Source organism: Microbacterium sp. K36, from assembly GCF_004794355.1.
Lineage (GTDB): Bacteria > Actinomycetota > Actinomycetes > Actinomycetales > Microbacteriaceae > Microbacterium > Microbacterium paraoxydans_D.
On sequence record NZ_SSDN01000074.1, the window covers coordinates 47,871 to 73,738 of the forward strand.

Annotated in this window: 25 protein-coding genes and 1 pseudogene; 16 read left to right on the forward strand and 10 right to left on the reverse strand. The window is 70.5% G+C overall.

Annotated elements, in window-relative coordinates; genetic code table 11:
* The first annotated feature begins 139 nt into the window (after positions 1-139).
* Positions 140-634 (forward strand): annotated as a pseudogene (locus tag DW296_RS08620) (DUF6098 family protein).
* Complete coding sequence (locus tag DW296_RS08625; protein ID WP_136051887.1) at positions 631-1,383, forward strand: MBL fold metallo-hydrolase; 753 nt, start codon at positions 631-633, stop codon at positions 1,381-1,383. The pseudogene DW296_RS08620 and the gene DW296_RS08625 overlap by 4 nt, the downstream one beginning before the upstream one ends.
* A 9-nt stretch (positions 1,384-1,392) precedes the next feature.
* Here the strand turns inward: DW296_RS08625 and DW296_RS08630 are convergent, their stop codons facing one another.
* From DW296_RS08630 to DW296_RS08655, 6 genes are all read right to left on the reverse strand, one after another.
* The gene (locus DW296_RS08630; protein WP_136051888.1) at positions 1,393-2,619 is read right to left on the reverse strand and encodes a Dyp-type peroxidase; all 1,227 of its coding nucleotides are present in this window, start codon (positions 2,617-2,619) and stop codon (positions 1,393-1,395) included.
* Positions 2,619-3,149 carry a copper chaperone PCu(A)C gene (locus DW296_RS08635; RefSeq protein WP_136051889.1) on the reverse strand — a complete coding sequence of 177 codons (531 nt, stop codon included), beginning with the start codon at positions 3,147-3,149 and terminating at the stop codon, positions 2,619-2,621. Before DW296_RS08635 ends, DW296_RS08630 begins: the two co-directional genes overlap by 1 nt.
* Before the next feature lie 11 nt (positions 3,150-3,160).
* The gene (locus DW296_RS08640; protein WP_240743040.1) at positions 3,161-3,778 is read right to left on the reverse strand and encodes a copper resistance CopC family protein; all 618 of its coding nucleotides are present in this window, start codon (positions 3,776-3,778) and stop codon (positions 3,161-3,163) included.
* A 111-nt stretch (positions 3,779-3,889) separates the two neighbouring features.
* The gene (locus DW296_RS08645) at positions 3,890-4,495 is read right to left on the reverse strand and encodes a hypothetical protein (RefSeq protein WP_136051890.1); all 606 of its coding nucleotides are present in this window, start codon (positions 4,493-4,495) and stop codon (positions 3,890-3,892) included.
* A 50-nt stretch (positions 4,496-4,545) separates the two neighbouring features.
* Positions 4,546-5,895, reverse strand: a complete 1,350-nt coding sequence (locus DW296_RS08650; RefSeq protein ID WP_136051891.1) for a cryptochrome/photolyase family protein — start codon at positions 5,893-5,895, stop codon at positions 4,546-4,548.
* Positions 5,892-6,269, reverse strand: a complete 378-nt coding sequence (locus DW296_RS08655; RefSeq protein WP_136051892.1) for a DoxX family protein — start codon at positions 6,267-6,269, stop codon at positions 5,892-5,894. The genes DW296_RS08650 and DW296_RS08655 overlap by 4 nt, the downstream gene beginning before the upstream one ends.
* Positions 6,270-6,319: 50 nt before the next feature.
* On the opposite strand from DW296_RS08655, the gene DW296_RS08660 reads away from it, so the two are divergent.
* The 3 genes from DW296_RS08660 to DW296_RS08670 all read left to right on the forward strand — a co-directional run bounded on the left by DW296_RS08660 (position 6,320) and on the right by DW296_RS08670 (position 9,292).
* Positions 6,320-6,679: a YnfA family protein gene (locus DW296_RS08660; protein ID WP_136051893.1), complete on the forward strand. Its 360-nt coding sequence runs from the start codon at positions 6,320-6,322 to the stop codon at positions 6,677-6,679.
* 121 nt (positions 6,680-6,800) lie between these two features.
* Positions 6,801-8,741 (forward strand): threonine--tRNA ligase, encoded by a 1,941-nt coding sequence (gene thrS, locus DW296_RS08665; RefSeq protein WP_240743042.1) that lies wholly within the window; start codon positions 6,801-6,803, stop codon positions 8,739-8,741.
* Positions 8,738-9,292, forward strand: a complete 555-nt coding sequence (locus tag DW296_RS08670) for an HIT family protein (RefSeq protein ID WP_136051895.1) — start codon at positions 8,738-8,740, stop codon at positions 9,290-9,292. The genes thrS and DW296_RS08670 overlap by 4 nt, the downstream gene beginning before the upstream one ends.
* Positions 9,293-9,326: 34 nt before the next feature.
* Here DW296_RS08670 and pdxY read toward each other — a convergent pair whose 3' ends face one another.
* Both pdxY and DW296_RS08680 read right to left on the reverse strand, forming a co-directional pair.
* Positions 9,327-10,178 (reverse strand): pyridoxal kinase PdxY, encoded by an 852-nt coding sequence (gene pdxY, locus DW296_RS08675; protein WP_136051896.1) that lies wholly within the window; start codon positions 10,176-10,178, stop codon positions 9,327-9,329.
* Between the two features lie 46 nt (positions 10,179-10,224).
* On the reverse strand, positions 10,225-11,532 hold the full coding sequence (locus tag DW296_RS08680; RefSeq protein WP_025103531.1) for an aminotransferase class I/II-fold pyridoxal phosphate-dependent enzyme: 1,308 nt from the start codon (positions 11,530-11,532) through the stop codon (positions 10,225-10,227).
* A gap of 89 nt (positions 11,533-11,621) precedes the next feature.
* Here DW296_RS08680 and pdxS point away from each other — a divergent pair, with 89 nt between their 5' ends.
* The 10 genes from pdxS to DW296_RS08730 all read left to right on the forward strand — a co-directional run bounded on the left by pdxS (position 11,622) and on the right by DW296_RS08730 (position 21,872).
* On the forward strand, positions 11,622-12,515 hold the full coding sequence (gene pdxS, locus DW296_RS08685) for a pyridoxal 5'-phosphate synthase lyase subunit PdxS (protein ID WP_136051897.1): 894 nt from the start codon (positions 11,622-11,624) through the stop codon (positions 12,513-12,515).
* Positions 12,505-13,095 (forward strand): pyridoxal 5'-phosphate synthase glutaminase subunit PdxT, encoded by a 591-nt coding sequence (gene pdxT, locus DW296_RS08690; RefSeq protein ID WP_126893146.1) that lies wholly within the window; start codon positions 12,505-12,507, stop codon positions 13,093-13,095. The genes pdxS and pdxT overlap by 11 nt, the downstream gene beginning before the upstream one ends.
* A gap of 170 nt (positions 13,096-13,265) precedes the next feature.
* Positions 13,266-14,027 carry a YebC/PmpR family DNA-binding transcriptional regulator gene (locus DW296_RS08695; RefSeq protein ID WP_025103528.1) on the forward strand — a complete coding sequence of 254 codons (762 nt, stop codon included), beginning with the start codon at positions 13,266-13,268 and terminating at the stop codon, positions 14,025-14,027.
* Between the two features lie 45 nt (positions 14,028-14,072).
* Positions 14,073-14,657, forward strand: coding sequence for a crossover junction endodeoxyribonuclease RuvC (ruvC, locus tag DW296_RS08700; RefSeq protein ID WP_136051898.1), 585 nt, complete (start codon positions 14,073-14,075; stop codon positions 14,655-14,657).
* 9 nt (positions 14,658-14,666) lie between these two features.
* The gene (gene ruvA / locus DW296_RS08705) at positions 14,667-15,287 is read left to right on the forward strand and encodes a Holliday junction branch migration protein RuvA (RefSeq protein ID WP_136051899.1); all 621 of its coding nucleotides are present in this window, start codon (positions 14,667-14,669) and stop codon (positions 15,285-15,287) included.
* A complete protein-coding gene (gene ruvB, locus DW296_RS08710) occupies positions 15,280-16,305 on the forward strand; it encodes a Holliday junction branch migration DNA helicase RuvB (protein WP_136051900.1) in 1,026 nt (341 codons plus the stop codon). The genes ruvA and ruvB overlap by 8 nt, the downstream gene beginning before the upstream one ends.
* Before the next feature lie 72 nt (positions 16,306-16,377).
* Positions 16,378-16,779 carry a preprotein translocase subunit YajC gene (locus DW296_RS08715; RefSeq protein WP_308195758.1) on the forward strand — a complete coding sequence of 134 codons (402 nt, stop codon included), beginning with the start codon at positions 16,378-16,380 and terminating at the stop codon, positions 16,777-16,779.
* A 55-nt stretch (positions 16,780-16,834) separates the two neighbouring features.
* Positions 16,835-18,565, forward strand: a complete 1,731-nt coding sequence (secD, locus tag DW296_RS08720; RefSeq protein ID WP_136051901.1) for a protein translocase subunit SecD — start codon at positions 16,835-16,837, stop codon at positions 18,563-18,565.
* A complete protein-coding gene (gene secF / locus DW296_RS08725) occupies positions 18,565-19,554 on the forward strand; it encodes a protein translocase subunit SecF (protein ID WP_136051902.1) in 990 nt (329 codons plus the stop codon). The genes secD and secF overlap by 1 nt, the downstream gene beginning before the upstream one ends.
* Before the next feature lie 65 nt (positions 19,555-19,619).
* Positions 19,620-21,872: a RelA/SpoT family protein gene (locus DW296_RS08730; RefSeq protein WP_025103521.1), complete on the forward strand. Its 2,253-nt coding sequence runs from the start codon at positions 19,620-19,622 to the stop codon at positions 21,870-21,872.
* Here the strand turns inward: DW296_RS08730 and DW296_RS08735 are convergent.
* Entirely contained in the window at positions 21,859-22,407 is a 549-nt protein-coding gene (locus DW296_RS08735) for a type IV toxin-antitoxin system AbiEi family antitoxin (RefSeq protein WP_136051903.1), read from the reverse strand. The two genes, DW296_RS08730 and DW296_RS08735, sit on opposite strands and share 14 nt — an antisense overlap.
* 59 nt (positions 22,408-22,466) lie before the next feature.
* Positions 22,467-23,819 carry a DUF349 domain-containing protein gene (locus tag DW296_RS08740; RefSeq protein WP_240743041.1) on the reverse strand — a complete coding sequence of 451 codons (1,353 nt, stop codon included), beginning with the start codon at positions 23,817-23,819 and terminating at the stop codon, positions 22,467-22,469.
* Between the two features lie 278 nt (positions 23,820-24,097).
* Here DW296_RS08740 and DW296_RS08745 point away from each other — a divergent pair.
* Positions 24,098-25,868 (forward strand): NAD(P)/FAD-dependent oxidoreductase (locus DW296_RS08745; protein WP_168429001.1); only part of this gene is annotated, 1,771 nt, incomplete at its 3' end.

The following is a 25,868-nucleotide window of genomic DNA, read 5'->3' on the forward strand; positions in this document are numbered from 1 at the left end:
CGGGCTGAGAGGGCATTGACGCGGCGGAAGCGGCGCGGTAACTTATCGCGCGTCCGCGGCCGCTCCGGCGATGATGAGCTCCAAGCCCGGATTGTCAATCCCCCTCGGCGTCGTCACGGCCGCTTCTTACGCTCAGCCCATGACCGACGCCGCTCTCGACCGCACCTGCGGCACCTCGACCGATCGCGACGCTGCGACCGGGCTGCGACGCATCGACCACCTGGCGCAGCTGGCCGCGGTCGTCCGCGCATGCCCCGGTCTGCATGTCCGCTACTCCGAGGGACCGGACGCGGACGCCCGCCGCTCCAGCGTCGACACCGAGAGCGGACTGGAGCTCCCCGGGCTCTCCGTCAATCCTCTCGACGCCGAGCGGTGGTGGACGCGTCCCCTGGAGGACTGGCTGGCGCGCCAACTCTGCCAGTACCGGCACCTCGCCGAGAAGGATCCGCAGCGCGTCGCCTGAATCCTCCGGGGCGAGCACTGCGGCCGCGGCCCGGATTGCGAGCCGCTGCTGAAGGACGTGGAGCCGATCGCCGTGATCGGCGCACACGTGCTGCTCGAGGCCAGGGAGCGGTACGAGCGCAACTTCGATGCGGGGCACGGACCCGCCGACGACGAGGAGGACCGGGGATGAGCAGAGGGCGGCAGTGGACGGAGGTCGTTCCCGGCTTCTTCGGCATCAGCGTGGCGGACGTCAACTGCTACCTCGTGCAGACCGCGGATGGGCTGACGCTGTTCGATGCGGGGCTGCCGCGCAGCAGGGGCGTGCTGCGCGACGTGCTCGGCCACATCGGCGCGAAGGAGACCGACATCGATGCGGTCGTCCTGACGCACGGGCATTTCGACCACGTCGGTGTCGCATGCGGGCTGCATGAGGAGGGGGTCTCCGTATTCGTCCACCCTCGCGACGCACAGCTGGCCCGTCATCCGTACAGTTACCGTCCGGCGTCGCCGCGCGTCCCGTACGTGCTCACCCATCCGCGGGGGATCCCGACCATCACCCGGATGGCACTCGCCGGAGCTCTGAATGTCCGGGGCGTCGAGGCGCAGCCGCGCGTGAGGCACGAGCATCCGATCGACGCCCCCGGCACCCCGATCGCCCTGTGGACTCCCGGGCACACGGAAGGGCACTGCGCGTACCTCTTCGAGGAGTCCGGGGTGCTCATCGCCGGCGACGCCCTCGTGACGCTCGACCGGTACACGGGGGAGTCCGGGCCCCAGATCGTCGCGAGGGCCGCCACGGCCGACACCACGGAGGCGATGGAATCGCTGGACACCCTGGCGCGGACGAGCGCGCGCGTCGTCCTGACAGGTCACGGAGAGCCCGTGCTGGACGGCGTGGGGCCCGCGGTCGCTGCGGCGCGGCGACGCGGACCCCACTGACCCCGCATCTCAGTCGAGCAGCGTCTCACCGATGTAGCTGCCCTCCGCACATCCCGGGGGCACGGCGAACACGGCGGATCCGATCGGGACGGTCCACTCGTTGAGCAGGTCGAGCTCGTCGAGCCGTTGCTGCATGGGGACGAACTGCCGCGCGACGTCGGCCTGGAACGCGGCGAAGAGCAGTCCGGATTCGGAGACGCCGTCTCCGGCCGGGCGCTCGTCATAGTTGTACGCCCGGCGGAAGATGCGCTCCGCGCCGTCGCCGCGAGCGCGTCGGATGTGCGCGAACGCCGGGATGACGGGGAACCCGATGGCCGTCGTCGCGTCGAAGTCCGGCTCGTCGAACTCCGACGTCCCCGTGAGCGGCGCGCCGTCGCGGAGCGTCCGCCCCACCGAGGCCTCGCGGCCCCCGCGATCCAGTCGGTCCCAGGCGTCGAGGTCCATGCGGATGCGGCGGAGGACCATGCCCGTGCCGCCGGCGAGCCAGCCGTCATCGCTCCACACCACCCGGTCGAAGTCCTCGGTCCCCGGCTGCGGATTGCTCGTGCCGTCGACCTGACCGAAGAGGTTGCGCATGGTCGTGCCCGGTCGCTCGGTGCCGTGTGCCCGGCGGAAGCCCTGCTGGATCCATCGCACGGTCGCGAAGCTGCGCGCGTCCTTCAGGAGCATGCGCTGGGCGTGCGCGACGGTCAGGGGGTCGTCGGCCGCGATCTGCAGGAGCAGGTCTCCGTCCGAGAACTCCGGCTGCAGGCGGTCCACGCGGAAGGCGGGTAGGGGAGCGAGCCACGCGGGGGTGCTGCCGCCCGCTCGAGCCACGAGCGCCTGGCCGAAGCCGAACGTGACGGTCAACCGGGCAGGGGCGAGTGCGAGCTCCGGCTCCGAGTCCGCGAGCGCCGATCGTCCCTGGGTGAGCCGCGCCGCGTCGTCCGTGAGGATACGCAGGAGCCGGCGGAGCGCGTCGCGGTCGACCTCCGGGCGCAGATCGAGCGCGACGAACGAGCCGTGCGCCTGCGCCGCGGTGTCGATCCCGGCCTGATGGACGCCATGGAACGGGACGGTGCGGGAGCCGTTGAGCGGAGCCGGGGCCGCGGGAGCCTCCGTGTCCGCTCGCGTGAGGGCGAGGTCGGCCCCGACCGCGACGGCGGCGCCGACACCGGCGACAGCCCCTCCGAGGAGGAACTGCCGCCGGGTCGAGCCGGTGCGGCCGGTGCGCGCGCCCGAGACGCGCGCGGACATCAGTGGTCCATGCCCTCGTGGTCGTCGGCTCCGTCGTAGTTCTCGTTCGCGCCGGAGTAGTCCTTCACCGGCGCGGCGAACTCGAACGTGGAGTCGTCCGACAGGGTGACGGTGAAAGCGACCTCGTCACCGGCTTTCAGCGGCTCGGCGAGATCCATCATCATGATGTGATTCCCCCCGGGCTCGAGGGCCAGAGTGCCGCCGGCGGGGACGACGAAGCCCCCGGCGATCTCCCGCATGACCATCTCCCCGGCCTCGTTCTCCACGGTCTCGTGCAGCTCGATCATCGGCGAGGCGGCGGAGGTGACCGATGTCACCGTCACGTCCTCCTCGCCCTCGTTGACGAGCACGCCGAAGGCTGCGGACATGCCTTCATCGGCCGCCTTGACCCAGGCGTCGTGAATCCGGAGATCGTCACCGGCGGGGGCGCTGGTCGGCGTCTCGGCTGTGGGCGCGGTGCACCCGGTGAGCGCGACGAGCGAGAGGACGATCGCCGCGCCGAGGCGGGGGAGGGAAGTGCGAGTGTTCATGATGATGCCTTTCAGGAGTTCTCTGCCGTGTCGCCGGATTCCGGCGACACGGCGGCCGCGCGACGGCGGCGGAGGATGAGGAGGACGGCGAAGGCGGCGACGGCGAGTGCCGCTCCCGCCCCGCCGACGAGCAGGACCCGGATCGGGTCGCCCGTCTCGTCTGCGTTCTGATCCGATGCGGTCGATGAGTCGTCCGTGGCGGAGGAGGTCGGCTCCGGATTCCCCGTCGACTCCAGCGGGACGGCGTCGCCGATCGCGAAGGGGATGACCCCCGCGATCGGATGTCCGTCCTCGGAGACGACCTGCCAACGCACCTGGTACCCGCCCTCCGGCATGTCGGGCAGGAGGGCAGCGGTGACGTTCCGTCCGCGCACCTCCACCTCGCCCGTCGCCCAGTCCTCGCCCTCCGCGTCGACGACGAGGACGACAGCCCCGGCGGTCGACTCGTCGAGGACGAGGAGTTCGCCCGAGAACGTCATCGTGACGCTGACAGGCGCGGTGTCGAGCCGTTCCCCGTCGGCGGGGTTGCTCTCGATGAGTTGGTCATGGGCGGTCGCCGGCACCGCCGTCGCGAGGATCGCGACAGCCGCCAGCACCGCCCCGGCCGCGAATCTGCGGACAGGGGACATGGGAAGAGCCTCTCTTCGAACGTCGCCGAGCGACGGGGTACCTGCGTTCGTGCGCGCGTCACCGGGGACAGCGCGAGGACGCACCGCGCGGTCGGAGGCCGCGGGCGCGGATCAGAGCGCGGGGAGAGCGGGCGGGGCGCGTCCGAGGAGCGGGGTGAGGAGACGGAGGCGGCGGGCCGTCCGGACGACGAAGAGACCGGCCAGGCGGAACGGAGAAGCGGCGGAGCGCGGGGCGAGCGTCACGTCCGCACGCCGACGCACCCAGCGGATCAATCGGACGGCGAGGTCGCGCAGGGTGAGGAGCAGCCGCTCCCCGCGGTGGAGCGCGGCCACGGTGACGATCGCGGCGAGGGCATGCCCGAGCCACATCGCGGCATCCGCGGTCGCGACGACCGCGGAGCCTTCGGCGGCGGGGAGCACGAGCGGAGCGCCGTGCACGTGACGGATCGCCGCGCCGGACGGGGTGACCGTGCCGACCACGAAGAGCACGTGGAAGAGGAACTGGCTCACGGCCACGGAGAGGGTGAGCCGGGTGAGGGAGAGCGTCCGCCCGGCGAGGAGCACGCTCACCATGAAGGCGAACAGCCAGGGCACGAGGATCCCCAAGGGGCCCGGCATCTCGCCGCCGCCGCTCACATGACCCGCCAGGGCCACGAAGATCGCGAGCGACGAGGTCGCGAAGCCCCGCACGACGGCGGGCTTGCGGGACGGGCTCACGGGCACCAGTCTGCCATGCGCCGGAGATCGTGACGGGCGGGAGTCGTGCGTCAGCTCCGCGGTGCTCCGGAGCGCTTGACGACGTCGTAGGCGGCGAGCGCTGCCTTCCGGGTCTCACCGAGGTCGACGATCGGCTCGGCGGGGGCGTCCGCAGCCCAGCGGCTGATGTACCGCCCCTCGCTGTCGAACTTCCTGGCCTGCAGCTCCGGGTTGAACACGCGGAAGTACGGGGCGGCGTCGGCACCGGAGCCCGCGACCCACTGCCAGTTGAACGGGTTGCTCGCGTCGTCGGCGTCCACCAGCGTGTCCCAGAACCACTCCTCGCCGAGCCGCCAGTCGATGAGGAGGTTCTTGACGAGGAACGATGCCGTGACCATCCGCACCCGGTTGTGCATGTACCCGGTGTGCCAGAGCTCGCGCATGCCCGCGTCGACGAGGGGGACTCCGGTCTCGCCGTGCTGCCAGAGCTCCAGCCGCGCGGGGTCCAGGGGAGGCCACGGGAACGCGTCGAACTCGCGCCGCAGGTTCTTCGTCGCGAGATCCGGGAAATGGAACAGCGTGTGCCAGGCGAACTCGCGCCAGCCGAGCTCCGAGAGGAATCCGCCGGCCCCGTCGACATCGATCGCCTCGTGCCACACGGTGAACGGACTGAGCTCGCCCCAGCGCAGACGCGGAGACAGCCGGGAGGTGGCACCGGCGGCCGGCGCGTCGCGAGCGTGGTCGTACGTGCGGAGGTCTTCGGCGAGGAAGTGCTGCAACCGGCGGCGCGCGGCGGGCTCGCCGGGCTCCCAGGTGTCGCGCAGACCGCCCGCCCAGTCCGGGGCGGAGGGCAGCAATCCCCAGTCGTCCAGCGCGTCGGAGGGGAGCCGCCTGCCGGCGCCGCGGAGCTCTCGAGGCTCGGGAAGCGGGGCGCGCGGCGCCGGAAGGGCCAGACAGGCCCGCCAGAACGGCGTGAAGACCGAATAGTGCGTGCCGCTCCCGGTGGTGACCGTCCACGGCTCGTGCAGGAGCGACCCCGCGAAAGACGCGACCTGGAGCCCCTCGTCGCGCAGCGTCGTCTTCAGCCCGGCGTCGATCTCGCGCCCGGCGGCGCCGTAGCGACGGTTCCAGAAGACCGCTCCCGCACCCGACTCGGTGATCAGTTCTCGCACGACCCGGTCGGCGGGCCCGCGCCGCAGCACCAGCGTCGCCCCCTTCTCACGCAGTCGCTCGGCGAGCGAGGCCAGCGAATGGTGCAGCCACCAGCGCGCCGCGCCGCCCAGCGGACGGACGCCGGGGGACTCCTCGTCGAGGACGAAGAGCGCGATGATCGGTTCGTCGCGCTCGACGGCGGCGCGCAGCGCGGGGTTGTCCGCCAGGCGGAGATCGTCGCGGAACCAGACGATCGAGGGCGAGGTCATCGGGTCGCCCACAGGGCCCAGGCGATCAGCAGAGGCTGCAGGAACAGGCGGCCGAACCGCCGCCGGTCCGTGTCGAGCCCGGGCGTCGATCGCCCGGTGCGCCACTGATGCCAGTTGCCGGGGAAGACCGCGGCGAAGAAACCGGCCGTCGCCACTCCCATCCGTCGGCGCTCGCGGGGCAGAGCCACCAGACCCGCGGCGAGCGCGACCTCGGCCGCACCGGACGCCAGGACGATCGCGTCCTTGTCCATCCGGGTGAGGCGGGTCGCCCAGTCGGGCACGACGACCCGGAACCCGCGTGTCTGCGTGAAGTGCAGCACGCCCATCGCGCCGAGGGCGAGAGTGAGGAGCCAGCGGGCGATCGTCCGTGTCATGCGCCCACGCTACCGTCCCCGTCGGACGCCGTGCCTGCCACACTGAGGCGATGACCGTGCTGCGCATCACCGTCCTCTTCCTCCTCGCCGCCATCGCCGAGATCGGCGGCGCCTGGCTCATCTGGCAGGCGGTGAAGGAGGAGAGGGGCTGGTTGTTCGCGGTCCTCGGGGTCATGGCGCTCGGCGCCTACGGGTTCATCGCGGCTCTGCAGCCGGATGCGAACTTCGGCCGTGTCCTCGCCGCGTACGGCGGGATCTTCATCGCCGGATCCCTCGCCTGGGGCGTCATCATCGACGGATTCCGCCCCACCTCGTGGGACGTCGTCGGCTCCGTCGTGGCTCTGGCCGGGGCGGCGATCATCATCTTCGCGCCGGTGGCGACGGATTCGCTGTCGGAGACCGCCGCGTGACGGTCGGCGACCTGCGAGCGGACGAGTAGCCTAGATCCAGACCCAGATGGAGTGATCAGTGCCTGAAAACGCCCAGCCGACCGACGGCTTCGCCCTGTTCTCTGACCGAAACGTCGTCGCCATGCGCGTCGGCGGCGTCCTCAAGGACCTCGCTGCGACGGTCACCGAGACCGACGAGGTCGAGCCCGTCACGATCGACAGCCCCGACGGCCTGAACATCCTGCGTCACTCGACCGCGCATGTGCTCGCGCAGGCGGTGCAGCGGATCAACCCGCAGGCCAACCTCGGCATCGGTCCGCCCATCACCGACGGCTTCTACTACGACTTCGGCGTCGACACCCCGTTCACGCCGGAGGACATCAAGGCGATCTCCAAGGAGATGCAGCGCATCGTCCGCGAGGGCCAGCGCTTCGTCCGTCGCGTCGTGACCGACGAGGAGGCTCGTGCGGAGCTCGCGGACGAGCCGTTCAAGCTCGAGCTCATCGGGCTCAAGGGCCCTTCGGCGGGCTCCGAGGGCGAGATCGCCGAGGGGGCCTCCGTCGAGGTGGGCGAGGGCGAGCTCACGATCTACGACAACACCACCCGCGACGGCGAGGTCGTCTGGAAGGACCTCTGCCGCGGTCCGCACCTGCCCAACACGCGCATGATCGGCAACGGCTGGGACCTCACCCGCATCGCCGCCGCGTACTGGCGAGGGAGCGAGAAGAACCCGCAGCTCCAGCGCATCTACGGCACCGCATGGCCGACGAAGGACGAGCTGCGCGCCTACCAGGAGCGCATCGCCGAGGCCGAGCGCCGTGACCACCGCAAGCTCGGCGCCGAGATGGACCTGTTCTCCTTCCCGGACGAGATCGGCTCGGGACTGGCGGTGTTCCACCCCAAGGGGGGCATCATCCGCTACGAGATCGAGGAGAACCTGCGCAAGCACCTGCTGCGCAACGGCTACGACCTCGTCAACAGCCCGCACATCACGAAGAAGGATCTCTTCATGACGTCGGGGCACCTGCAGACCTACGCGGACGGCATGTTCCCCCCGATGCACCTCGACGAGGTCGTCGACGACGAGGGCAACGTCACCCGCCAGGGCCAGGACTACTACCTCAAGCCGATGAACTGCCCGTTCCACAACCTCATCTTCCGTTCGCGCGGGCGCTCCTACCGGGAGCTGCCGCTGCGTCTGGCCGAGTTCGGCACGGTCTACCGCTACGAGAAGAGCGGAACGCTCTCGGGGCTGACCCGGGTGCGCGGCCTGACCCAGGACGACGCGCACATCTACGTCGCCCAGGACCAGGTCAAGGAGGAGCTCACCACCAACCTGAACCTCGTCCTCGACCTGCTCCGCGACTACGGCCTCAACGACTTCTACCTCGAGCTCTCGACGAACGAAGAGGGCAACCCGAAGTTCCTCGGCGAGCCCGAGCAGTGGTCGACGGCGATCGACACGCTGCGCGAGGTCGCGATCGAGTCCGGTCTCGAGCTCGTGGCCGACCCGGGCGGCGCCGCCTTCTACGGCCCGAAGATCTCGGTGCAGGCCCGCGACGCCATCGGCCGCACGTGGCAGATGTCGACGATCCAGCTCGACTTCAACCAGCCCGACCGCTTCGAGCTGGAGTACACCGGTCCCGACGGGCAGAAGCACCGGCCTGTGATGATCCACCGGGCGCTCCTCGGCTCCGTCGAGCGCTTCTTCGCGATCCTCCTCGAGCACTACGCCGGCGACTTCCCGCTCTGGCTCGCGCCGAGCCAGGTGGTGGGTGTGCCGGTGGCCGAGCAGTACGGCGACTACCTGGACGACGTCATCGCGCAGCTGCGCGCGGCGGGCGTGCGGGCCGACGTCGACCACTCCGACGACCGCATGCAGAAGAAGATCCGGAATCACACCACGGCGAAGGTCCCGGTCATCCTCATCGTGGGGGAGCAGGACCGCGCCGCCGGCACGGTGTCGTTCCGCTTCCGCGACGGCACGCAGGAGAACGGCGTGCCGGTGGCCGACGCGGTGCGCCGTATCAGCGCCGCCATCGCCTCGCACGCGCTGGTGTTGAAGGCGGGTGACCTCGCATGACGGGCGGTGAGGCGGACCTCGAGGACGCCTCCCGTCTCGTCGGGGTGCCCGACGAGTTCCAGCGGCTGTGGACCCCGCATCGGATGGCGTACATCCAGGCCGGGCCGGAACCACTGCGCGAGGAATGCCCGTTCTGCGAGGCGCCGAAGTACCCGGATGCCGAGCGGCTCATCGTGGCGCGTGGGGAGACCGCCTACGTGCTGCTGAACCTGTTCCCGTACAACTCGGGGCACCTGCTCGTGTGCCCGTACCGGCACATCGCCACCTACGACCAGGCGACGCCCGAGGAGGTCGCGGAGATCGGTGCGCTCACGCAGACCGCGATGCGCGTGCTCCGCGAGGTCTCGGGCTGCGACGGCTTCAACCTCGGGATGAACCAGGGAGCGGTGGCCGGAGCGGGCGTGGACGCGCATCTGCATCAGCACGTGGTGCCGCGGTGGCGCTCGGACGCGAACTTCTTCCCGATCATCGCCAAGACGAAGGCGCTCCCGCAGCTCCTCGGTGAGGTGCGGGAGGCCGTCGCGGAGGCCTGGCCCGCCGTCGATCGCTGAGTCGTCGCGGCGGCGTCCCAGGGTCGAGGAGGCGTCAGCGCACCTGGCGGGCGGTGAACTGCATCCGCGGGTTCGCGTAGAACTCCTGCGCCTCGACGAGCTGCAGCTCGCGCTCGCCCGAGTCGAGCGTGGCCTGGAGCAGGTCGTAGACGCTGGAGGCGGTGCGCTCCAGAGCGGTCTGCGCGCTGCCGGTGGCGACGTAGTGCGCGGTGAACAGCGCCGCCGTCACGTCGCCGGAGCCATTGGCCTTCATCGGCAGGTGCGGGGTCTGCACGAGCCACGCGCCCGCGTCGTCCACGGCGAGCATCTCGATCGTGCCCTCTTCGCGGTCCGGCCGCTCGACGCTCGTGACGAGCACCGTGCGCGGCCCCATCGCCCGCGCGAGGTCGACCGACGCGAGGGTGGACTCGAGGGTGTCGGGCTCGGTCTCGGTGAGGAAGCCCAGTTCGAACTGATTCGGCGTGATGATGTCGGCCACGGGAACCACGCGTTCGCGGAGCAGGATCGGGATGGCCGGAGCCACGAAGCAGCCGGACTTGGCGTTGCCCATGACCGGGTCGCACGCGTACAGCGCGTCCGGGTTGGCCGCCTTCACCCGGGCGACCGCGTCGATGATGACGTCGCCGATGCCCTCGCTGCCCTGGTAGCCGCTGAGCACGGCGTCGATGGAACCGAACACGCCGCGTTCCTCGATGCCGGTGATGACCTCGCCGACATCGGTCGGGTCGATCAGCGGGCCGCGCCAGGCGCCGTAGCCGGTGTGGTTCGAGAACGTCACGGTGTAGACCGGCAGCACCTCGACGCCGATGCGCTGCAGCGGGAAGACGGCGGCGGAGTTGCCGACGTGACCGTACGCGACGGCGGACTGGATGGACAGGATCTTCATACCCGGTCCCTTTCATTCTTGGCGGGGCGGTGCCCGCGTCGGGTGGTCATCGTCCGGCGGCGACGAGGTCGGCGATGAGGGTCTCCGTGTCGTCCTCGGAGAGGTCGTGCACGGTGAGTCGGAGGTGATGCGAGGGCTCGGCGCGCTCGTCGAGCGCGAAGTCGTCACCGGTGCGCGCGAGCCAGCCGCGCCGCATGAGGTGGTCGGCGACGGTGCGCGCGGGCTTCTCGAATCCGACCCACAGGCTCAGGCCGTCGGGGTCGGGCGCGTCGATCCCCTCCGCGCGCAGGCGTCCCGCGAACGCGGCGTTCCGCGCGGCGTAGTGCCGGCCCGCCTCCGCGATCTCCTCGCGGACGTCGGGGTCGGTGAGCTGGGCGAGCGTGAGGCGCTGCAGCAGGTGACTGACCCACGTGGTACCGGGGCTGAGCCGCATCGCGAGGCGCTCCGCCGTCTCCGGGTCGGTCGCCGCGAGCGCGAGGCACATGTCAGGGCCGAGGAACTTCGACACCGAGCGGACCAGGGCGAATCGCCGGTGCTCGGGTCCGATCAGCGATTCGTAGGGACGCTGGGAGAGCAGAGAGAAGTGGTCGTCCTCGATGACGAGCACATAGGGGTGGTCGGCGAGCACGCCCCGCAGCGCCTCGGCGCGGGCGGGGGAGAGGCTCACCCCCGTCGGATTCTGCGCGCGCGGGGTGCAGATGACGGCGCGGACGCCCGCGTCCAGAGCGGCGCGGAGACCGTCGACGGTCATCCCCTCCTCGTCCACCGGCACCGTGATGGCCCGGTATCCGCCCAGCCGCACGGTGTGGATGCTCGCGAGGAAGCAGGGGTCCTCGAGCGCCACGGCGTCGTCACGCATGAGCGCCTGCGCGAGCAGACGTTCCACGGCATCCACCGCACCGCTGGTCACGGTGACCCGGAAGTCGTGACCGGGGAGGTCGGCGCCCATCCACTCCCGCGCCCACGCTTCGAGACCGCGGTCGATCACCGGCTCCCCGTAGAGCACGGGACGACGACCGATCGTGCCGAGCGCCTGCGACGGGTCGGGGATGCGCGCCGGGTCAGGGTTGCCGGTGCCGATGTCGCGGAGCACGGTGTCCGGCGCGTAGCCCTCCTGCGGCACGACGTCGACGCCGGCGACGACCGTGCCCGCGCGCCCGCGCGAGTGCACGAGTCCCGCTTGGGCGAGCTGGCGATACGCGGCGACGGCGGTGTTGCGGTTGACGCCGAGCGTCGCCGCGAGCTCGCGCACGGGAGGGAGGACCTCGCCGGGACGGAGCGTGCCGCGATCCCGGAGGGCGCGCACGCTGTCCGCGATCTCCGCCGCGGTGGTTCCCCTGATCTGCTCGCTCATGATCCTCCTCCGAGATTCTAGGTGGATCGGACAGTGCTACCTTTGATCTAGATCAAAACCGATTTCGGATCATCCGACAGGAGACCCCCATGACCGAGCAGCCCACCACCGGATCCACACGCGTGAAGCGCGGTCTCGCCGAGATGCTCAAGGGCGGCGTCATCATGGACGTCGTCACCGCCGGGCAGGCGAAGATCGCCGAAGACGCCGGTGCCGTCGCCGTGATGGCGCTGGAGCGCGTCCCCGCGGATATCCGTGCGCAGGGCGGGGTCTCGCGGATGAGTGACCCGGACATGATCGACAGCATCATCGACGCGGTGTCCATCCCCGTCATGGCGAAGGCGCGGATCGGGCACTTCGTCGAGGCGCAGGTGCTGCAGGAGCTCGGCGTCGACTACATCGACGAGTCCGAGGTGCTCTCGCCCGCCGACTACGTGAACCACATCGACAAGTTCGGCTTCACCGTGCCGTTCGTCTGCGGCGCCACGAACCTGGGGGAGGCGCTGCGCCGCATCAACGAGGGCGCCGCGATGATCCGCTCCAAGGGTGAGGCCGGCACGGGTGACGTCTCCGAGGCGATGAAGCACATCCGGAAGATCCGGGGAGAGATCGCGGCGCTGACCGCGCTGCCGAAGGATGAGCTGTTCGTCGCCGCGAAGGAGCTGCAGGCACCGTACGAGCTCGTCGCGGAGATCGCCGAGACCGGGAAGCTCCCCGTGGTGATCTTCGTCGCCGGTGGCGTCGCGACCCCGGCCGACGCGGCGATGATGATGCAGCTCGGAGCCGACGGCGTCTTCGTCGGCTCCGGCATCTTCAAGTCCGGCAACCCCGCGGAGCGGGCGAAGGCCATCGTCAAGGCCACCACGTTCTTCGACGACCCGAAGGTGATCGCCGAGGTCTCGCGCGGCCTGGGCGAGGCGATGGTCGGCATCAACGTCAGCGACCTGCCTGCGCCGCACCGCCTCGCCGAGCGTGGCTGGTAGCCCGCGCGTCGGCGTCCTCGCGCTTCAGGGGGACGTGCGAGAGCATGCCGCGCTTCTCGAGGCGCTCGGCGCCGACGTGGCGCTGGTCCGTCGGCCCGAGGAGCTCGCCCTGGTCGACGGACTCGTGATCCCGGGCGGCGAATCGACCGTGATCGACAAGCTCGCCCGGCTGTTCGGGTTGCAGCAGCCGATCCGCGACGCGATCGCGGACGGGATGCCGGTGCTCGGCACCTGCGCGGGGCTGATCCTGCTGGCCGATGAGGTCGTCGACGCGATCGACGGACAGCAGAGTTTCGGCGGACTCGATGCGGTCGTGCGGCGCAACGCGTTCGGGCGTCAGGCCGAATCGTTCGAGGCCGAGCTGACCGTGCCCGCGTTCGACGAGCCGGTGACGGCCGCCTTCATCCGCGGACCCGTCGTGGAGGCGGTCGGGCCGCAGGCCTCGGTACTCGCGACCCTGCCCGACGGCCGCGTGGTCGGAGTGGAGCAGGACGGACTGCTCGGACTCAGCTTCCACCCGGAGATCACCAACGAGACGCGGTTCCACCGACGCTTCCTCGACCGGGTCTCGCGCCGCTGACGGTGTCGTGGGTTCAGGCCCGCGCGCGAGAACAGGCGCGTGCGCGCGCAGGTGCCTGAACTCGCGCGAACGCCTGCGCGAGCGGGACAACAGCGGTGCCGCGGCACGGTTCGATAGACTGGACGACGCCCTGGGCGGCGTTCCGGGGCGCAGACGACGAGCGGAGACTTATGTCCGGGCATTCCAAGTGGGCCACGACCAAGCACAAGAAGGCCGTCATCGACGCGCGCCGTGCGAAGTCCTGGGCCAAGCTCATCAAGAACATCGAGGTCGCGGCCAAGCTGGGCGGCGCCGACCTGCAGGGCAACCCGACGCTCTTCGACGCGGTGCTCAAGGCGAAGAAGACCTCGGTCCCCAAGGACAACATCGATCGCGCCATCAAGCGCGGCGCCGGCATCGGCGGTGAGGCCGTCGAGTACACCTCGATCATGTACGAGGGCTACGGGCCCAACGGTGTCGCCCTCATGATCGAGTGTCTGACCGACAACAAGAACCGCGCCGCGGCCGAGGTGCGCACCGCCCTCAGCCGCAACGGCGGCACCCTCGCCGACCCGGGCAGCGTGGCGTACAACTTCAGCCGCAAGGGCGTCATCGTCGTCGGTTCCGAGGGCACGACCGAGGACGACGTCATGATGGCGGCGCTGGAGGCCGGGGCCGAGGAGATCGAGCCGCACGCCGAGGGCTTCGAGGTCATCACCGAGGCGAGCGACCTCGTGGCCGTCCGTTCCGCGCTGCAGGACGCGGGGATCGAGTACGAGTCGGCCGACGTCGAGTTCGTGCCGAACCTCAAGGTCGAGATCGACGCCGAGACCGCCCGCAAGGTGTTCCGCCTCATCGATGCGCTCGAGGACAGCGAGGACGTGCAGAACGTCTTCAGCAACTTCGATCTGTCGCCCGAGGTCCAGGCAGAGCTCGAGAACGACGACGCGTAGGCGCGGCGCGAGCCGGCGACGCGGCGCGCGGCCTAGCCTGGTCAGGTGACCACTTCGTTGCGCGTGCTCGGCATCGACCCCGGACTCACCCGGTGCGGTGTGGGCATCGTCGACGTCGATCGCGCTCGTCGTGGCACGCTCGTCCATGTCGGAGTCATCCGCTCCGCCCCGGATGCGGAGATCGGCGACCGGCTCGCGATCGTCGCTGCGGGGATCCGCGCGGCGATCGCCGAGCACCGGCCCGATGCCGTCGCGGTCGAGCGGGTGTTCGCCCAGCAGAACACGCACACGGTCATGGGCACCGCGCAGGCGAGCGGGGTCGCGCTGCTGATCGCCGCAGAGGCCGGCCTGCCGGCGGCGACCCACACTCCCAGCGAGGTGAAGGCCGCGGTGACCGGGTACGGGTCCGCCGACAAGCGTCAGGTCCAGGCGATGATCGCCCGGATCCTGCGGCTGGACGCGCCTCCGCAGCCCGCGGACGCGGCGGACGCCCTGGCGATCGCGCTGTGTCACGCCTGGCGACGCGGCGCTCCGTTGACGAGCCGCACGGGTGGTGGCCTCACTCCCGCGCAGCGTGCCTGGGCCGACGCGGAGCGTGTCGCTCGAACATATCTACGAGCCGGCTCCTAGACTGACGGAATGATCTCCTCTCTACACGGCACCGTGCTGCACACGACGCCGGACCAGGTCATCATCGACGTCGGGGGCGTGGGCTTCGCGGTCGCCGTCCCCGCCGATGTCGCCCACACCGTGACGGTGGGGGAGAAGCTCCTCCTGCACACGAGCCTCATCGTGCGGGAGGACTCGCTCTCGCTGTTCGGCTTCGCCGACCGCGGCGAGCTGGAGATCTTCACCCTGCTGCTCAGCGTCACCGGCGTCGGCCCGAAGTCGGCGCTCGGGGTGCTGTCGCACCTCACCGCCGACCAGATCGCGGAGGCCGTGACCGCAGAGGACGATGCACCGTTCCGGCGGGTCTCCGGCATCGGACCGAAGACCGCGAAGCTCATCGTCGTGCAGCTCGCCGGCAAGGTCCAGGCCGTGGCCGCCCCGTCGGCGCCCGCCGCCTCGGGAGGGGACGATGTCGTCGCCCAGGTGACGGTGGCTCTGGTCGGCCTCGGGTGGTCCGAGAAGGTCGCGGCGGAGGCGGCGACCCAGACGGCGACGGACGCCACGGATGCCGAGCGAGCCTCCGTGGCCCTGCTGCTGCGGCGCACGCTCGCGCTGCTCGGCCCGGCGCAGGGAGGCCAGGGCCGTGGCTGACGCCCTCGATCCGACCGAGCCGACCGACGAGTCCGAACTCGCCATCGAGGGCGCTCTCCGCCCGTCGAGCCTCGGCGAGTTCGTCGGACAGCAGAAGGTGCGCGGGCAGCTGCAGCTCCTCCTGGAGGCGGCCCGCATCCAGTCCCGGCCCGCAGACCACATCCTGCTCGCCGGTCCCCCCGGCCTGGGCAAGACCACGCTGGCGATGATCGTCGCCCACGAGAGCGATCGTCCGCTGCGCATGTCCAGCGGCCCCGCGATCCAGCACGCCGGCGACCTCGCGGCGCTGCTGTCGAGCCTCGTGCCCGGCGAGGTGCTCTTCATCGACGAGATGCATCGCATGGCCCGGTCGGCGGAGGAGATGCTGTACCTCGCGATGGAGGACTACCGGATCGACATCATGGTCGGCAAGGGCGCGGGGGCGACCAGCATCCCGCTGGAGCTCTCCCCGTTCACGCTCGTCGGCGCCACCACGCGTTCCGGGCTGCTGCCCAATCCGCTCCGCGACCGCTTCGGCTTCACCGGTCACCTCGAGTTCTACGACGAGGGCGAGCTCGAGCAGGTCATCGGACGCTCCGCCTCCGTGCTCGGCGTCGACCTCCCGACGGACTCGCTCTCCGAGATCGCGCGACGGTCCCGCGGGACCCCGCGCATCGCCAACCGCCTGCTGCGTCGCGTCCGCGACTACGCGCTCGTCCATGGTGGGGGTGCGGCGACCCTGCGCGGCGTCCAGGCCGCGCTGGACCTCTACGACGTCGACGCGATCGGCCTGGACCGACTGGACCGCGCGGTGCTGGACGCCCTGGTGCGGCGCTTCCGCGGCGGACCGGTCGGCCTCAGCACCCTCGCGGTGGCGGTGGGAGAGGAGCCGGAGACGGTGGAGAGCGTGGTCGAGCCCTATCTCGTGCGGATCGGCTTCCTCGGTCGCACCCCCCGCGGGCGGGTCGCGACGCCGGAGGCGTATGCCCACCTCGGCGTGGCGCACCCGGACGGGATGCTGAAGTTGGATGACCTATAATCGCTGAAGACTTCCCCGATACCGCTGTGCGCCCAAAGGCTGGTGCGTGCACCTGAGAAAGGCGCCATCCCCATGCCCATGGAATTTGTCCTCTTCGGACTCCTCGCCGTCCTGCTGATCTTCATGATCTTCAACACGCGCAAGCGCACCCGGCAGATGAAGGCCGAGCAGGAGGAGAAGGCGACCAAGACGGTTCCCGGCGCCAAGGTCCTGCTGCAGGGCGGCATCTACGGCACCATCGTCGCGTACGACGCCGAAGACCTCGACTCCCCGGCCCTGGTGGAGATCGCGCCCGGCACCGTGATCGAGGTGCACAGCCAGGCGATCCTCCGCATCGTGGAGCCCAAGGACGCCATCGTCGACGCGCCCGTCGACGGCGTGGACGATCACAGCGTCGACGAGACCGCCGCCCCCGCTGTCGAGACGCCCGAGGAGACCCGCGCCCGCCTCGAGCGGGACGCCGACGACAAGTAAGACGAAGGCCGTCGCGGCCTCCCGGATCACCGTCCTTCCAGAAAGCTGAACACACGTGGCTTCATCCTCTCCTGTCCGTCACGCCTGGCGGGTCCTCCTCGGCCTGCTCCTCGTGACGGGCGTGCTCTTCGGCATCAACGCGCTGGGTGTGTACGTCTTCAAGCAGAGCTCGTGGACACCCGAGCTCGCGCTCGACCTGCAGGGCGGCACCCAGATCATCCTGAGTGCCGAGACGGAGGACGGAGCAGCGCCGACGCAGGAGCAGCTCGACCAGGCCGCTGCGATCATCCGCCAGCGCGTCGACGCCTCCGGTGTGGCCGAGGCCGACATCACCACCGAGGGCGGACGCAACATCGTCGTCCAGATCCCCGGTGAGGCGGACGAGCAGACGCGGCAGCGGATCCAGTCCAGCGCCCAGCTCGAGTTCCGTCCGGTGCTCTACACCACGGCCGCGAGCACGGAGTTCGTCGGAGAGGACGGCAACTCCACCCCGTACCCGAGCCCTGACCCCTCGCTGAACGCCGAGCCCACGGCCGAGCCCACCGACGCCAGCGACCTGTCGTGGGTCACGGACAAGCTCGCGGCGGAGTTCCAGGCGTACGACTGCGCCAACCCGTCCAACGACCCGTCCAAGGCGCCGAAGGACGAGCCGGTGATCGCCTGCTCGCCCGACGACACCGCCAAGTTCATCCTCGGCCCGGCAGAGCTCGATGGTCGCGCGATCACCGACGCGACGGCGGGACGCGACCCGCGCTCCGGCGCCTGGATCGTGCAGCTCACCATGAACGGCGACGGCGCGGACGCGTTCGGCCAGGTGAGCACCCGGCTCAACCAGAACCGCATCGACGGGCTGTCGCCGCGCGACCAGTTCGCCTTCGTGCTCGACGGCGAGGTCATCAGCGCGCCGCGCATGAACGGCGTCATCCTCGACGGCCGCCCGAGCATCTCGGGCAGCTTCACGCAGGAGAGCGCGACGACCCTGGCCGACCAGCTCAAGTTCGGAGCCCTCCCGCTCAGCTTCGAGGTGCAGAGCTCGGACACGATCTCCGCGACCCTCGGCACCCAGCAGCTCCAGATCGGTCTGATCGCGGGCCTCATCGGCCTCGCGCTCGTGGCGGTGTACTCACTGCTGTCGTACCGGGCGCTCGGGACGGTGATCATCGCGTCGATCGCGGTGATGGCGGTGCTCACCTACATCGTCATCTGCATCCTGGCGTGGCGGATCGGCTTCCGGCTGTCGCTGGCCGGCGTCGCCGGTCTGATCGTGTCGATCGGCTTCACCGCCGACTCCTTCATCGTCTACTTCGAGCGCATCCGCGATGAGCTGCGCGACGGCAAGTCGATCACGGGTGCCGTCGAGGACGGCTGGGGTCGGGCGAAGCGGACGATCTACATCTCCAAGTCGATCAACGTCCTGGCCGCCGTGGTGCTGTACATCCTCGCCGACTCGACGGTGAAGGGCTTCGCGTTCACGCTGGGCCTCACGACCGTGATCGATGTGCTGATCTTCGTGATCTTCACCCACCCGGTCATGCAGCTGCTCGCTCGTACACGGTTCTTCGGCGGCGGGCACAAGCTCTCCGGTCTCGACCCCGAGGCCCTGGGTGCCGTCTACCGGAGCCGGTCGCAGTACCGCGAGGTCGCGACGGCCTCCGCGGGGCGCGGGGCGAAGAACGCGCGTTCGCGCGGAGAGGCGGATCGCCGGCAGACCATCGCCGAGCGCAAGCGGGCGGAGGCCCTCGCCGCCGAGAGACAGACCACGGCCGGAAGTGAGGGAGACAACTGATGCCTTCCATGAATGAGTTCGGCAACAACCTCTACACGGGCAAGACATCCTTCCCGTTCGTCGGGCGCCGTCGCCTCTGGTTCATCATCGCGATCGCTCTGGTCGTCGGCTCGGCCCTCGTGCCGCTGTTCCGCCCGATCCAGTTCTCGATCGAGTTCACCGGCGGCTCGCAGTTCACCGTCGCCGCGCCCGACACCACGGATCAGGACACCGCGACCGAAGCGGTGCAGTCCGTCGTTCCCGGTGCCGCGACCAAGGTCGTCATCGTCAACGACCAGGACGTCCGGGTGCAGACCGACCAGATGACCGAGGCGGAGACGCAGCAGGTGGCACGCGCCCTGGCCGACGCCTACGGCGTCGAGCCGGATGCGGTCGCCTCCTCGTTCATCGGCCCGGCCTGGGGCGAGAGCGTGACCCGGCAATCCCTGTGGGGCCTGGCGATCTTCCTCGCACTGACCTTCCTCATCCTTGCGATCTACTTCCGTACATGGAAGATGTCGGCGGCCGCGATCATCGGCCTGCTCGACGTGCTCGTGATCACGGTCGGCGTGTACGCCCTCGCCGGATTCGAGATCTCGCCGGCGGCCGTCATCGGCTTCCTGACGATCCTCGCGTACTCCCTGTACGACACCACCGTGGTGTTCGACAAGATCAGAGAGAACACCACGGAGGACGGGGAGAAGACCTCGCGGCTGTTCGGGGAGTCGGTCAACCTCGCGGTGAACCAGACCCTCATCCGCTCGATCAACACCTCCGTGGTGGCCGCGCTACCGGTCGGCGCGATCCTCTTCATCGGTGCCTTCTGGCTCGGTGCGGAGACGCTGACCGACATCTCGCTGTCGATCTTCGTTGGCATCCTCGTGGCGACCTACTCGACCCTGTTCGTGGCCGCGCCGCTGTACTCGCTCTTCCGTGAGAACGAGCCGCAGATCAAGGAGCGCGACGCCCGTATCCGCGCTGCGCGAGCCAAAGCGGCTGTCGAAGCCTGACGCCCCCTTCGCGGGGCCGACCCCCGCTCAGCGCGCGTAGGATTGTCTGATTCGGAGGTGAGTGGATGGCGGAGCCGCAGACGGCATCGCAGGGTTCGAGTCTGCGACGGCTGGTGCCCCGCATCTTCTCGCGTGCGTCCCGGATCAACGATCTCGACAATCTGATCCGCACTGTCAGGGCCAACCACCCCAAGGGCGACTTCGCCGTCATTTCGCGCGCCTATGCGGTGGCGAAGGAGAAGCACGAGGGACAGAAGCGGCAGAGCGGCGAGCCGTACATCACGCACCCGCTCGCGGTCGCCCAGATTCTCGCGGAGCTGGGACTCGGGCCGCGGGCGATCGCCGCCGCGCTGCTGCACGACACCGTCGAGGACACCGGCTACGCCCTCACCGATCTCACCGCCGAGTTCGGCGACGAGGTCGCGATGCTCGTCGACGGCGTGACCAAGCTCGACAAGGTCAAGTACGGCGAGAGCGCCCAGGCCGAGACCGTCCGCAAGATGATCGTCGCGATGTCCAAGGACATCCGCGTGCTGCTCATCAAGCTCGCCGACCGGCTGCACAACGCCCGCACCTGGGGCTTCGTCCCCCCGGAGAAGGCGGCGAAGAAGGCCAAGGAGACGCTGGAGATCTACGCGCCGCTGGCCAACCGCCTCGGCATCCAGGCGATCAAGTCGGAGCTCGAGGACCTCTCCTTCGCCGTCCTGCACCCGAAGATCTACAACGAGATCCACAGCCTCATCGCCCAGCGCACCCCGCAGCGGGAGAAGTACCTGAGCCAGGTCATCGAGGAGATCGACGAGGACCTCCGCGATCTGCGCATCCGCGGCAAGGTCGTCGGCCGGCCCAAGCAGCTGTACTCGGTGTACCAGAAGATGGTCATCCGCGGCCGCGAGTTCGACGACATCTACGACCTGATCGGGATCCGGGTCCTCGTCTCGTCCGTGCGCGATTGCTACGCCGTGCTCGGGGCGATCCACGCCCGCTGGACGCCGCTGCCCGGCCGGTTCAAGGACTACATCGCCACCCCGAAGTTCAACCTCTATCAGTCGCTGCACACGACCGTGATCGGCCCGGCCGGACGCACGGTCGAGATCCAGATCCGCACGCACGAGATGCATCACCAGGCGGAGTACGGCGTCGCCGCGCACTGGATGTACAAGGAGCGGATGAACGGCGGCGGCAAGGCCGAGGTTCGCGCCTCCGACACCGACATGGCGTGGCTCGCGCACATCTCCGACTGGCAGGCCGAGACCGCAGACCCCGGGGAGTTCCTCGACTCCCTGCGGTTCGAGATCGGCGCCAAGGAGGTCTACGTCTTCACGCCGAAGGGACGCGTGATCGGTCTCCCGGCCGGCGCCACCCCGGTCGACTTCGCCTATGCCGTGCACACCGAGATCGGGCACCGCACCATGGGCGCCAAGGTCAACGGACGCCTGGTTCCCCTGGAGTCCGAGCTGAAGAGCGGCGACGTCGTCGAGGTCTTCACGTCCAAGAACCCGGATGCGGGGCCCAGCCAGGACTGGCTCGGCTTCGTCAAGAGCACGCGCGCCAGGAACAAGATCCGCGGCTGGTTCACGAAGGAGCGCCGCGAAGAGGCCATCGAGCAGGGCAAGGAGGCCATCGCGCGCGCGATGCGCCGGCAGAACCTGCCGCTGCAGCGGCTGATGAGCCAGGACTCGTTCACCGAGGTCGCCCACCAGATGCACTACGAGGACGTCTCGGGTCTCTACGCTGCCGTCGGCGAGGGGCACGTCTCGACGCAGTCGGTGCTCGAGAAGGTCACCGCGCTCGTCGCCACCGACGAGCCCACCACCGGGGCGATCGACCTGCCGGGAAGCGTCCAGACCCGCGAGACCCGCGGTGGCGATTCCGGCGTGCTCGTGCGCGGCGCGAACGACATCCTGGTGAAGCTGGCGAAGTGCTGCACGCCTGTCCCCGGCGATCCCATCGTCGGGTTCGTCACGCGGGGGAGCGGCGTCTCCGTGCACCGGGCGGATTGCGTGAACGTGAAGGCCCTCAGCGGCGAGCAGGACCGCTTCGTGGAGGTCTCCTGGGCGCCGACGAAGAAGAGCGTGTTCAGGGTGCAGATCCAGGTGGAGGCGCTCGACCGCTCGGGTCTCCTCTCCGACGTCACCCGGGTGCTCAGCGAGCATCACGTGAACATCCTCTCGGCGACCGTGTCGACGACCGACGAGCGCCTGGCGCTGAGCCGTTTCGTGTTCGAGATGGGCGACGCGGTGCATCTCGACCGGGTCCTGAACGCGGTGCGCCGGATCGACGCGGTCTACGACGTGTACCGCGTCACCTCCTCCTGACCAGACGCTCCAGCGCGGCGAGGCCGCTGACGCTCCCGGGAACCCGGTGCCGTCCCTGGAGGGTCCGGATCGCACCCTCGAGAGCCGTGGGGTGGGCAGGGGCAAGCGCCTGCATCCAGGACAGCACACGCGGATCGCGGTGCAGCGTCGTGGCGAGATCGCACATCGTGCGGACGGGAGACGTCACGAAGATCCCGCCGAGGCGGCGCACGTCTGTCGCGGGAACCATCGTGTCGTGGAAGGACACGCGGGTGTGCACCCGCGGGCGCACACGACGCTCCACACAGCGACGCACGTGATGGATCGACGGCGGGGCATCGCCCGCGCCGTGTATCCAGGCGGCGCTCGGCCCGCACGCGGCGGCGCCTTCCTGGACCAGGGCGGCGATGCTGCTCGCGCGGACATCGGCGGATTCGGGAAGATCTGCGGGGATGTAGGCGTCGCCGACCTCGATGACATGGCCGTCGAGGCGGGCGGCGCTGAGTTCACAGACGCTGAGTCGCGCGCCGGGCAGATACAGCAGAGCGGGGTGCATCCCGCCAGTGTGGCGGCCTGCACCCCGCTCGTGCGGAGATCGGCGGATCTGTGGAGAGCTCAGCCGCCCAGGGCGTTGAGCCAGGCGCGACGGGCCTCGAGGGCGTCCGCGGCCTCCTTGGCGGCCTTGCTGTCGCCCGACGCCTCGGCGGCAGCGAGCTCCGCCTCCAGCTTCTCGATCGCCTCGTGGAGCTGCGAGCTCATGTCGTTCGCACGCGCCTTGGTCTCCGGGTTGTTCTTCTTCCAGTCGACGTCCTCGCGGGCCTTGAGCGCCTGCTCGATGACGCGGAGCTTGTCGTCGAGCGCACGCTCCTTGTCGCGCGGGAAGATGCGGCCTACCTCGTCCCACTCGCGCTGGATGCGCGTGAGCAGGGCGCGGGCGCGCTTGATGTTCGGCTCGTCGGCGACAGCCTTGGCCTGCTCGAGCAGCGCCTGGCGGGCTTCGATCTTCGGAGCGGAGTCGGCTTCTTCCGCTGCGGCCTGCTCGGCACGAGCGGCGTAGAGCGCGTCGCCGGCGGCCTTGAAACGCGCCCAGAGGGCGTCGTCGGCCTTGCGTCCGGCGCGTCCGGCCGTCTTCCACTCGTCGAGGAGTGAGCGGTATGCGGGGATGCCGTCGACGCCGCGCGGGGCCAGGGCCTCGGCGCGCTCGACCAGTCGCGACTTCGCATCACGCGCCGCCTTGTGCGCATCGTCGAGCTCGGAGTAGAACGCCCGGCGGTGCTTGTCGACGACGGCCCTCGCGTCGCGGAACCGCTTCCAGAGCTGCTGCGAGACGCCCTTAGACAGGCGCGGACCGTTCTGCTGCTGCGCCTGCCAGGACTCGAAGAGCTCGTTGAGCTCGGCGGTGACCTGCTTCCACTGCACCTTGCTCAGGTCGCGGGCGGCGATGGCCTCGGCACGCTCGACGAGGGCGGTGCGCTCGGCGACGGCCTGCTCGACGAGCTCCTTCGCCTGCTGCGCCTCCTGGGCGGTGGCCTCGGACAGCGACGCAGTCAGAGCGGTGAGACGGTCACGGAGGCCCGCAAGGTCGCCGACGGCCGCGGCATCCGTGGCCTCGTCGATCAGGTGCGCGGCCTGCTTGGACAGGTCGCTCGCGGAGGCACCGCCGGCCTGGTGGCGCTGCTCCAGGGCGACCACCTTGAAGGCGATGTCGTCGTACTTGCGGACGAAGTAGGCCAGAGCCTCGTCGGGGGTCCCATCCGGGTACTGACCGACGACGCGCCAGGACTCGCCCTCGCGCACCTCGACGGTGCCGTCTTCGGAGACGCGGCCCCATTCGCCGGCGGACGAGACCGGGGTCGGCTTCGCCGCGGCCGGGGCGACGGCGGCCGGAGACGGCGCCTTCCGCGGCATCGGCACTCCGGGCGGGGTGGGAACGGGCGGGGTCGGCTTCGCGGGCTCGTTGGCAGACACGGTGATTCTCCTTGCGCGGTCACGCCGCGGGAGGCGGAAAGGACGAGGCTCAGCCTAGTACGCCCTCTCTGATCCGCGAGACCCCGTCTTCCCGCCGAGACCCCGCGCTTCGTGCGCGAACGAGGCGGGGTGTGGGCGACGACCCGGGGCCTCGCGGGGTGGGACGTTACCGTTTCGTGAGCAGAACGTTCGACGCAGGAAACACTCCGCGTCATCTCCGGGTAACACGGCGCTCCTATCGTCGCGACCACGACAGTCCCCAGGTCGACAGGAGTTCCATGGACGTCAACGCAGCACGTACGGCGGAGATCGTCGTCGTGGGGGCGGGGGTGGCCGCGCACCGCTTCGTCGCGCGGATGCTGGAGGATCCGGACCGCGCCGTGCGGATCACGGTGTTCGGGGACGAGGGGCGCCTGCCCTACGACCGCTCCGTCGTGGCCCGCGTCGTCGGCGGAGCCCCGGCCTCGGCGGGGGATCTGGACCGCGCGCCGTTCCGCGACGATCGTGTCCGACTCATCGACGACGACCGGGTCCTGCGGATCGACAGAGCAGGACGCCGCGTGCGCACCCGCGCGCAGCGCTGGTACGACTACGACACCCTCGTGCTCGCCACCGGGACCCACGCGCATCGGCTGGACGTGCCGGGGATCGCCGCGCGCGGCTCGTTCGCCTTGCGCACGATGGAGGACGCGCACCGGCTGCGTGCGTTCCTCGCGGTCCGCGCGACCGAGATGCCGCGTGCGCTCCGTGCGGTGGTCGTGGGCGGCGACGAGGGCGGAGTGGACGCCGCGTGCGCGCTGCAGGACGCCGGGGTGCAGACGACGCTCGTGGACACCGCGGACCGTCTGCTTCCCGCGAAGCTCGGGACGGCCGCCGCGGCCGCTCTCCGCGGGATCGTCGAGGACCGCGGCATCACCGTCCGGTCGCGGACGCGGGTCACCCGCGTCGACCCCGACGCGACGGGCGCGGTGACGGCCGTGGAGTTCCAGGACGGGACGTTCACCCGGGCCGACCTCGTCGTCACGGTGGGGGCGCGCGCCCGGGATGAGCTGGCGCGGAACGCCGGGCTGCCCACACGGGAGGACGGCGGCGTCCTCGTGGACGCCGTCGGGAGGACGGCCGACCCGCGGGTGCTCGCCATCGGCGATGTCGCTGCGGGCCCGGGGGAGAGCGGACGGGCGGCGGCGCAGGTATCCGCGGATCGGGCGGCGGCAGCCCTGTGCGGGTATCCGGTCGCGAACGCCGCAGGACGCGAGTGGCGCGGGGCGCCCGGCGGCGTCGAGATCGCCGTCCTGCACCTCACGGACGGTGACGAGGGCGGAGCGCCCTTCGGGGTGCCGCTTCCCGCGGACGGTGACCGCGTGTTCGGCGAGGTGCTGCTCTCCGCGGATGGCCGCGTCGTGCACGGCGCGACGTTGATCGGGAGGCACGCGCACGTCACGCTGGCGGGCCTCGGGCGCGATGCCGTCGTCCGTCAGGAGGCGGTGCGCGCGCTCCTGGTCGACGCGGCCGTCGGGGACGGCACCGGAACCTGCGGCCACGAGCTTCTGGCACCGTCCGTGGAGGCTCTGGCAGCGCAGCTGAGCAGCAGCGGGATCCGCACGTTCGCCCAGGCCCTCGACGCGACCGGGGGGATCCGCGATTGCGGCCCGTGCCTGCGGCGCCTCGCGCTCGCGCTGCCGGAGCGCACCCTGTCGGAAGCCGTCCAGTGGTCTGACGATCGAGGGAGAGCCCCCTTCGAGGTCCGTGTTCAGGGCACCGCTGTCGCTCCCGTCCTGGAGGTGCGGGTCGGCACCGAGGTCGGGCCGGCGCTCCTCGTCGTGATCGGGCGGCTCGCTGCGCGACGCGATGCGACGGTGCGGGTCGATCGGGGTCTCCTCAGCGTCGACGGACTCCGCGCGGAGGACGTCCCGCAGGCTGTGAGCACCCTCCGGGATGCCGGCGCCGTCATTCCGGAGGCACCGATCCGCGGGGTCGGGCCCGTGCTGTCGGCGTCTCCGCGCGCCGGTCGTCCGATCGGCGCGGTCCGTCCGGCGGCGACGCCGCGGC

Excerpts from the sequence above, each read along its gene's own strand:
- DW296_RS08625 (WP_136051887.1), top strand. The coding sequence starts at position 631 with ATGAGCAGAGGGCGGCAGTGGACGGAGGTCGTTCCCGGCTTCTTCGGC.
- DW296_RS08630 (WP_136051888.1), bottom strand. The coding sequence starts at position 2,619 with ATGTCCGCGCGCGTCTCGGGCGCGCGCACCGGCCGCACCGGCTCGACC.
- DW296_RS08635 (WP_136051889.1), bottom strand. The coding sequence starts at position 3,149 with ATGAACACTCGCACTTCCCTCCCCCGCCTCGGCGCGGCGATCGTCCTC.
- DW296_RS08640 (WP_240743040.1), bottom strand. The coding sequence starts at position 3,778 with ATGTCCCCTGTCCGCAGATTCGCGGCCGGGGCGGTGCTGGCGGCTGTC.
- DW296_RS08650 (WP_136051891.1), bottom strand. The coding sequence starts at position 5,895 with ATGACCTCGCCCTCGATCGTCTGGTTCCGCGACGATCTCCGCCTGGCG.
- DW296_RS08655 (WP_136051892.1), bottom strand. The coding sequence starts at position 6,269 with ATGACACGGACGATCGCCCGCTGGCTCCTCACTCTCGCCCTCGGCGCG.
- DW296_RS08660 (WP_136051893.1), top strand. The coding sequence starts at position 6,320 with ATGACCGTGCTGCGCATCACCGTCCTCTTCCTCCTCGCCGCCATCGCC.
- thrS (WP_240743042.1), top strand. The coding sequence starts at position 6,801 with ATGCGCGTCGGCGGCGTCCTCAAGGACCTCGCTGCGACGGTCACCGAG.
- DW296_RS08670 (WP_136051895.1), top strand. The coding sequence starts at position 8,738 with ATGACGGGCGGTGAGGCGGACCTCGAGGACGCCTCCCGTCTCGTCGGG.
- pdxY (WP_136051896.1), bottom strand. The coding sequence starts at position 10,178 with ATGAAGATCCTGTCCATCCAGTCCGCCGTCGCGTACGGTCACGTCGGC.
- DW296_RS08680 (WP_025103531.1), bottom strand. The coding sequence starts at position 11,532 with ATGAGCGAGCAGATCAGGGGAACCACCGCGGCGGAGATCGCGGACAGC.
- pdxS (WP_136051897.1), top strand. The coding sequence starts at position 11,622 with ATGACCGAGCAGCCCACCACCGGATCCACACGCGTGAAGCGCGGTCTC.
- DW296_RS08695 (WP_025103528.1), top strand. The coding sequence starts at position 13,266 with ATGTCCGGGCATTCCAAGTGGGCCACGACCAAGCACAAGAAGGCCGTC.
- ruvA (WP_136051899.1), top strand. The coding sequence starts at position 14,667 with ATGATCTCCTCTCTACACGGCACCGTGCTGCACACGACGCCGGACCAG.
- DW296_RS08715 (WP_308195758.1), top strand. The coding sequence starts at position 16,378 with ATGCCCATGGAATTTGTCCTCTTCGGACTCCTCGCCGTCCTGCTGATC.
- secF (WP_136051902.1), top strand. The coding sequence starts at position 18,565 with ATGCCTTCCATGAATGAGTTCGGCAACAACCTCTACACGGGCAAGACA.
- DW296_RS08730 (WP_025103521.1), top strand. The coding sequence starts at position 19,620 with ATGGCGGAGCCGCAGACGGCATCGCAGGGTTCGAGTCTGCGACGGCTG.
- DW296_RS08735 (WP_136051903.1), bottom strand. The coding sequence starts at position 22,407 with ATGCACCCCGCTCTGCTGTATCTGCCCGGCGCGCGACTCAGCGTCTGT.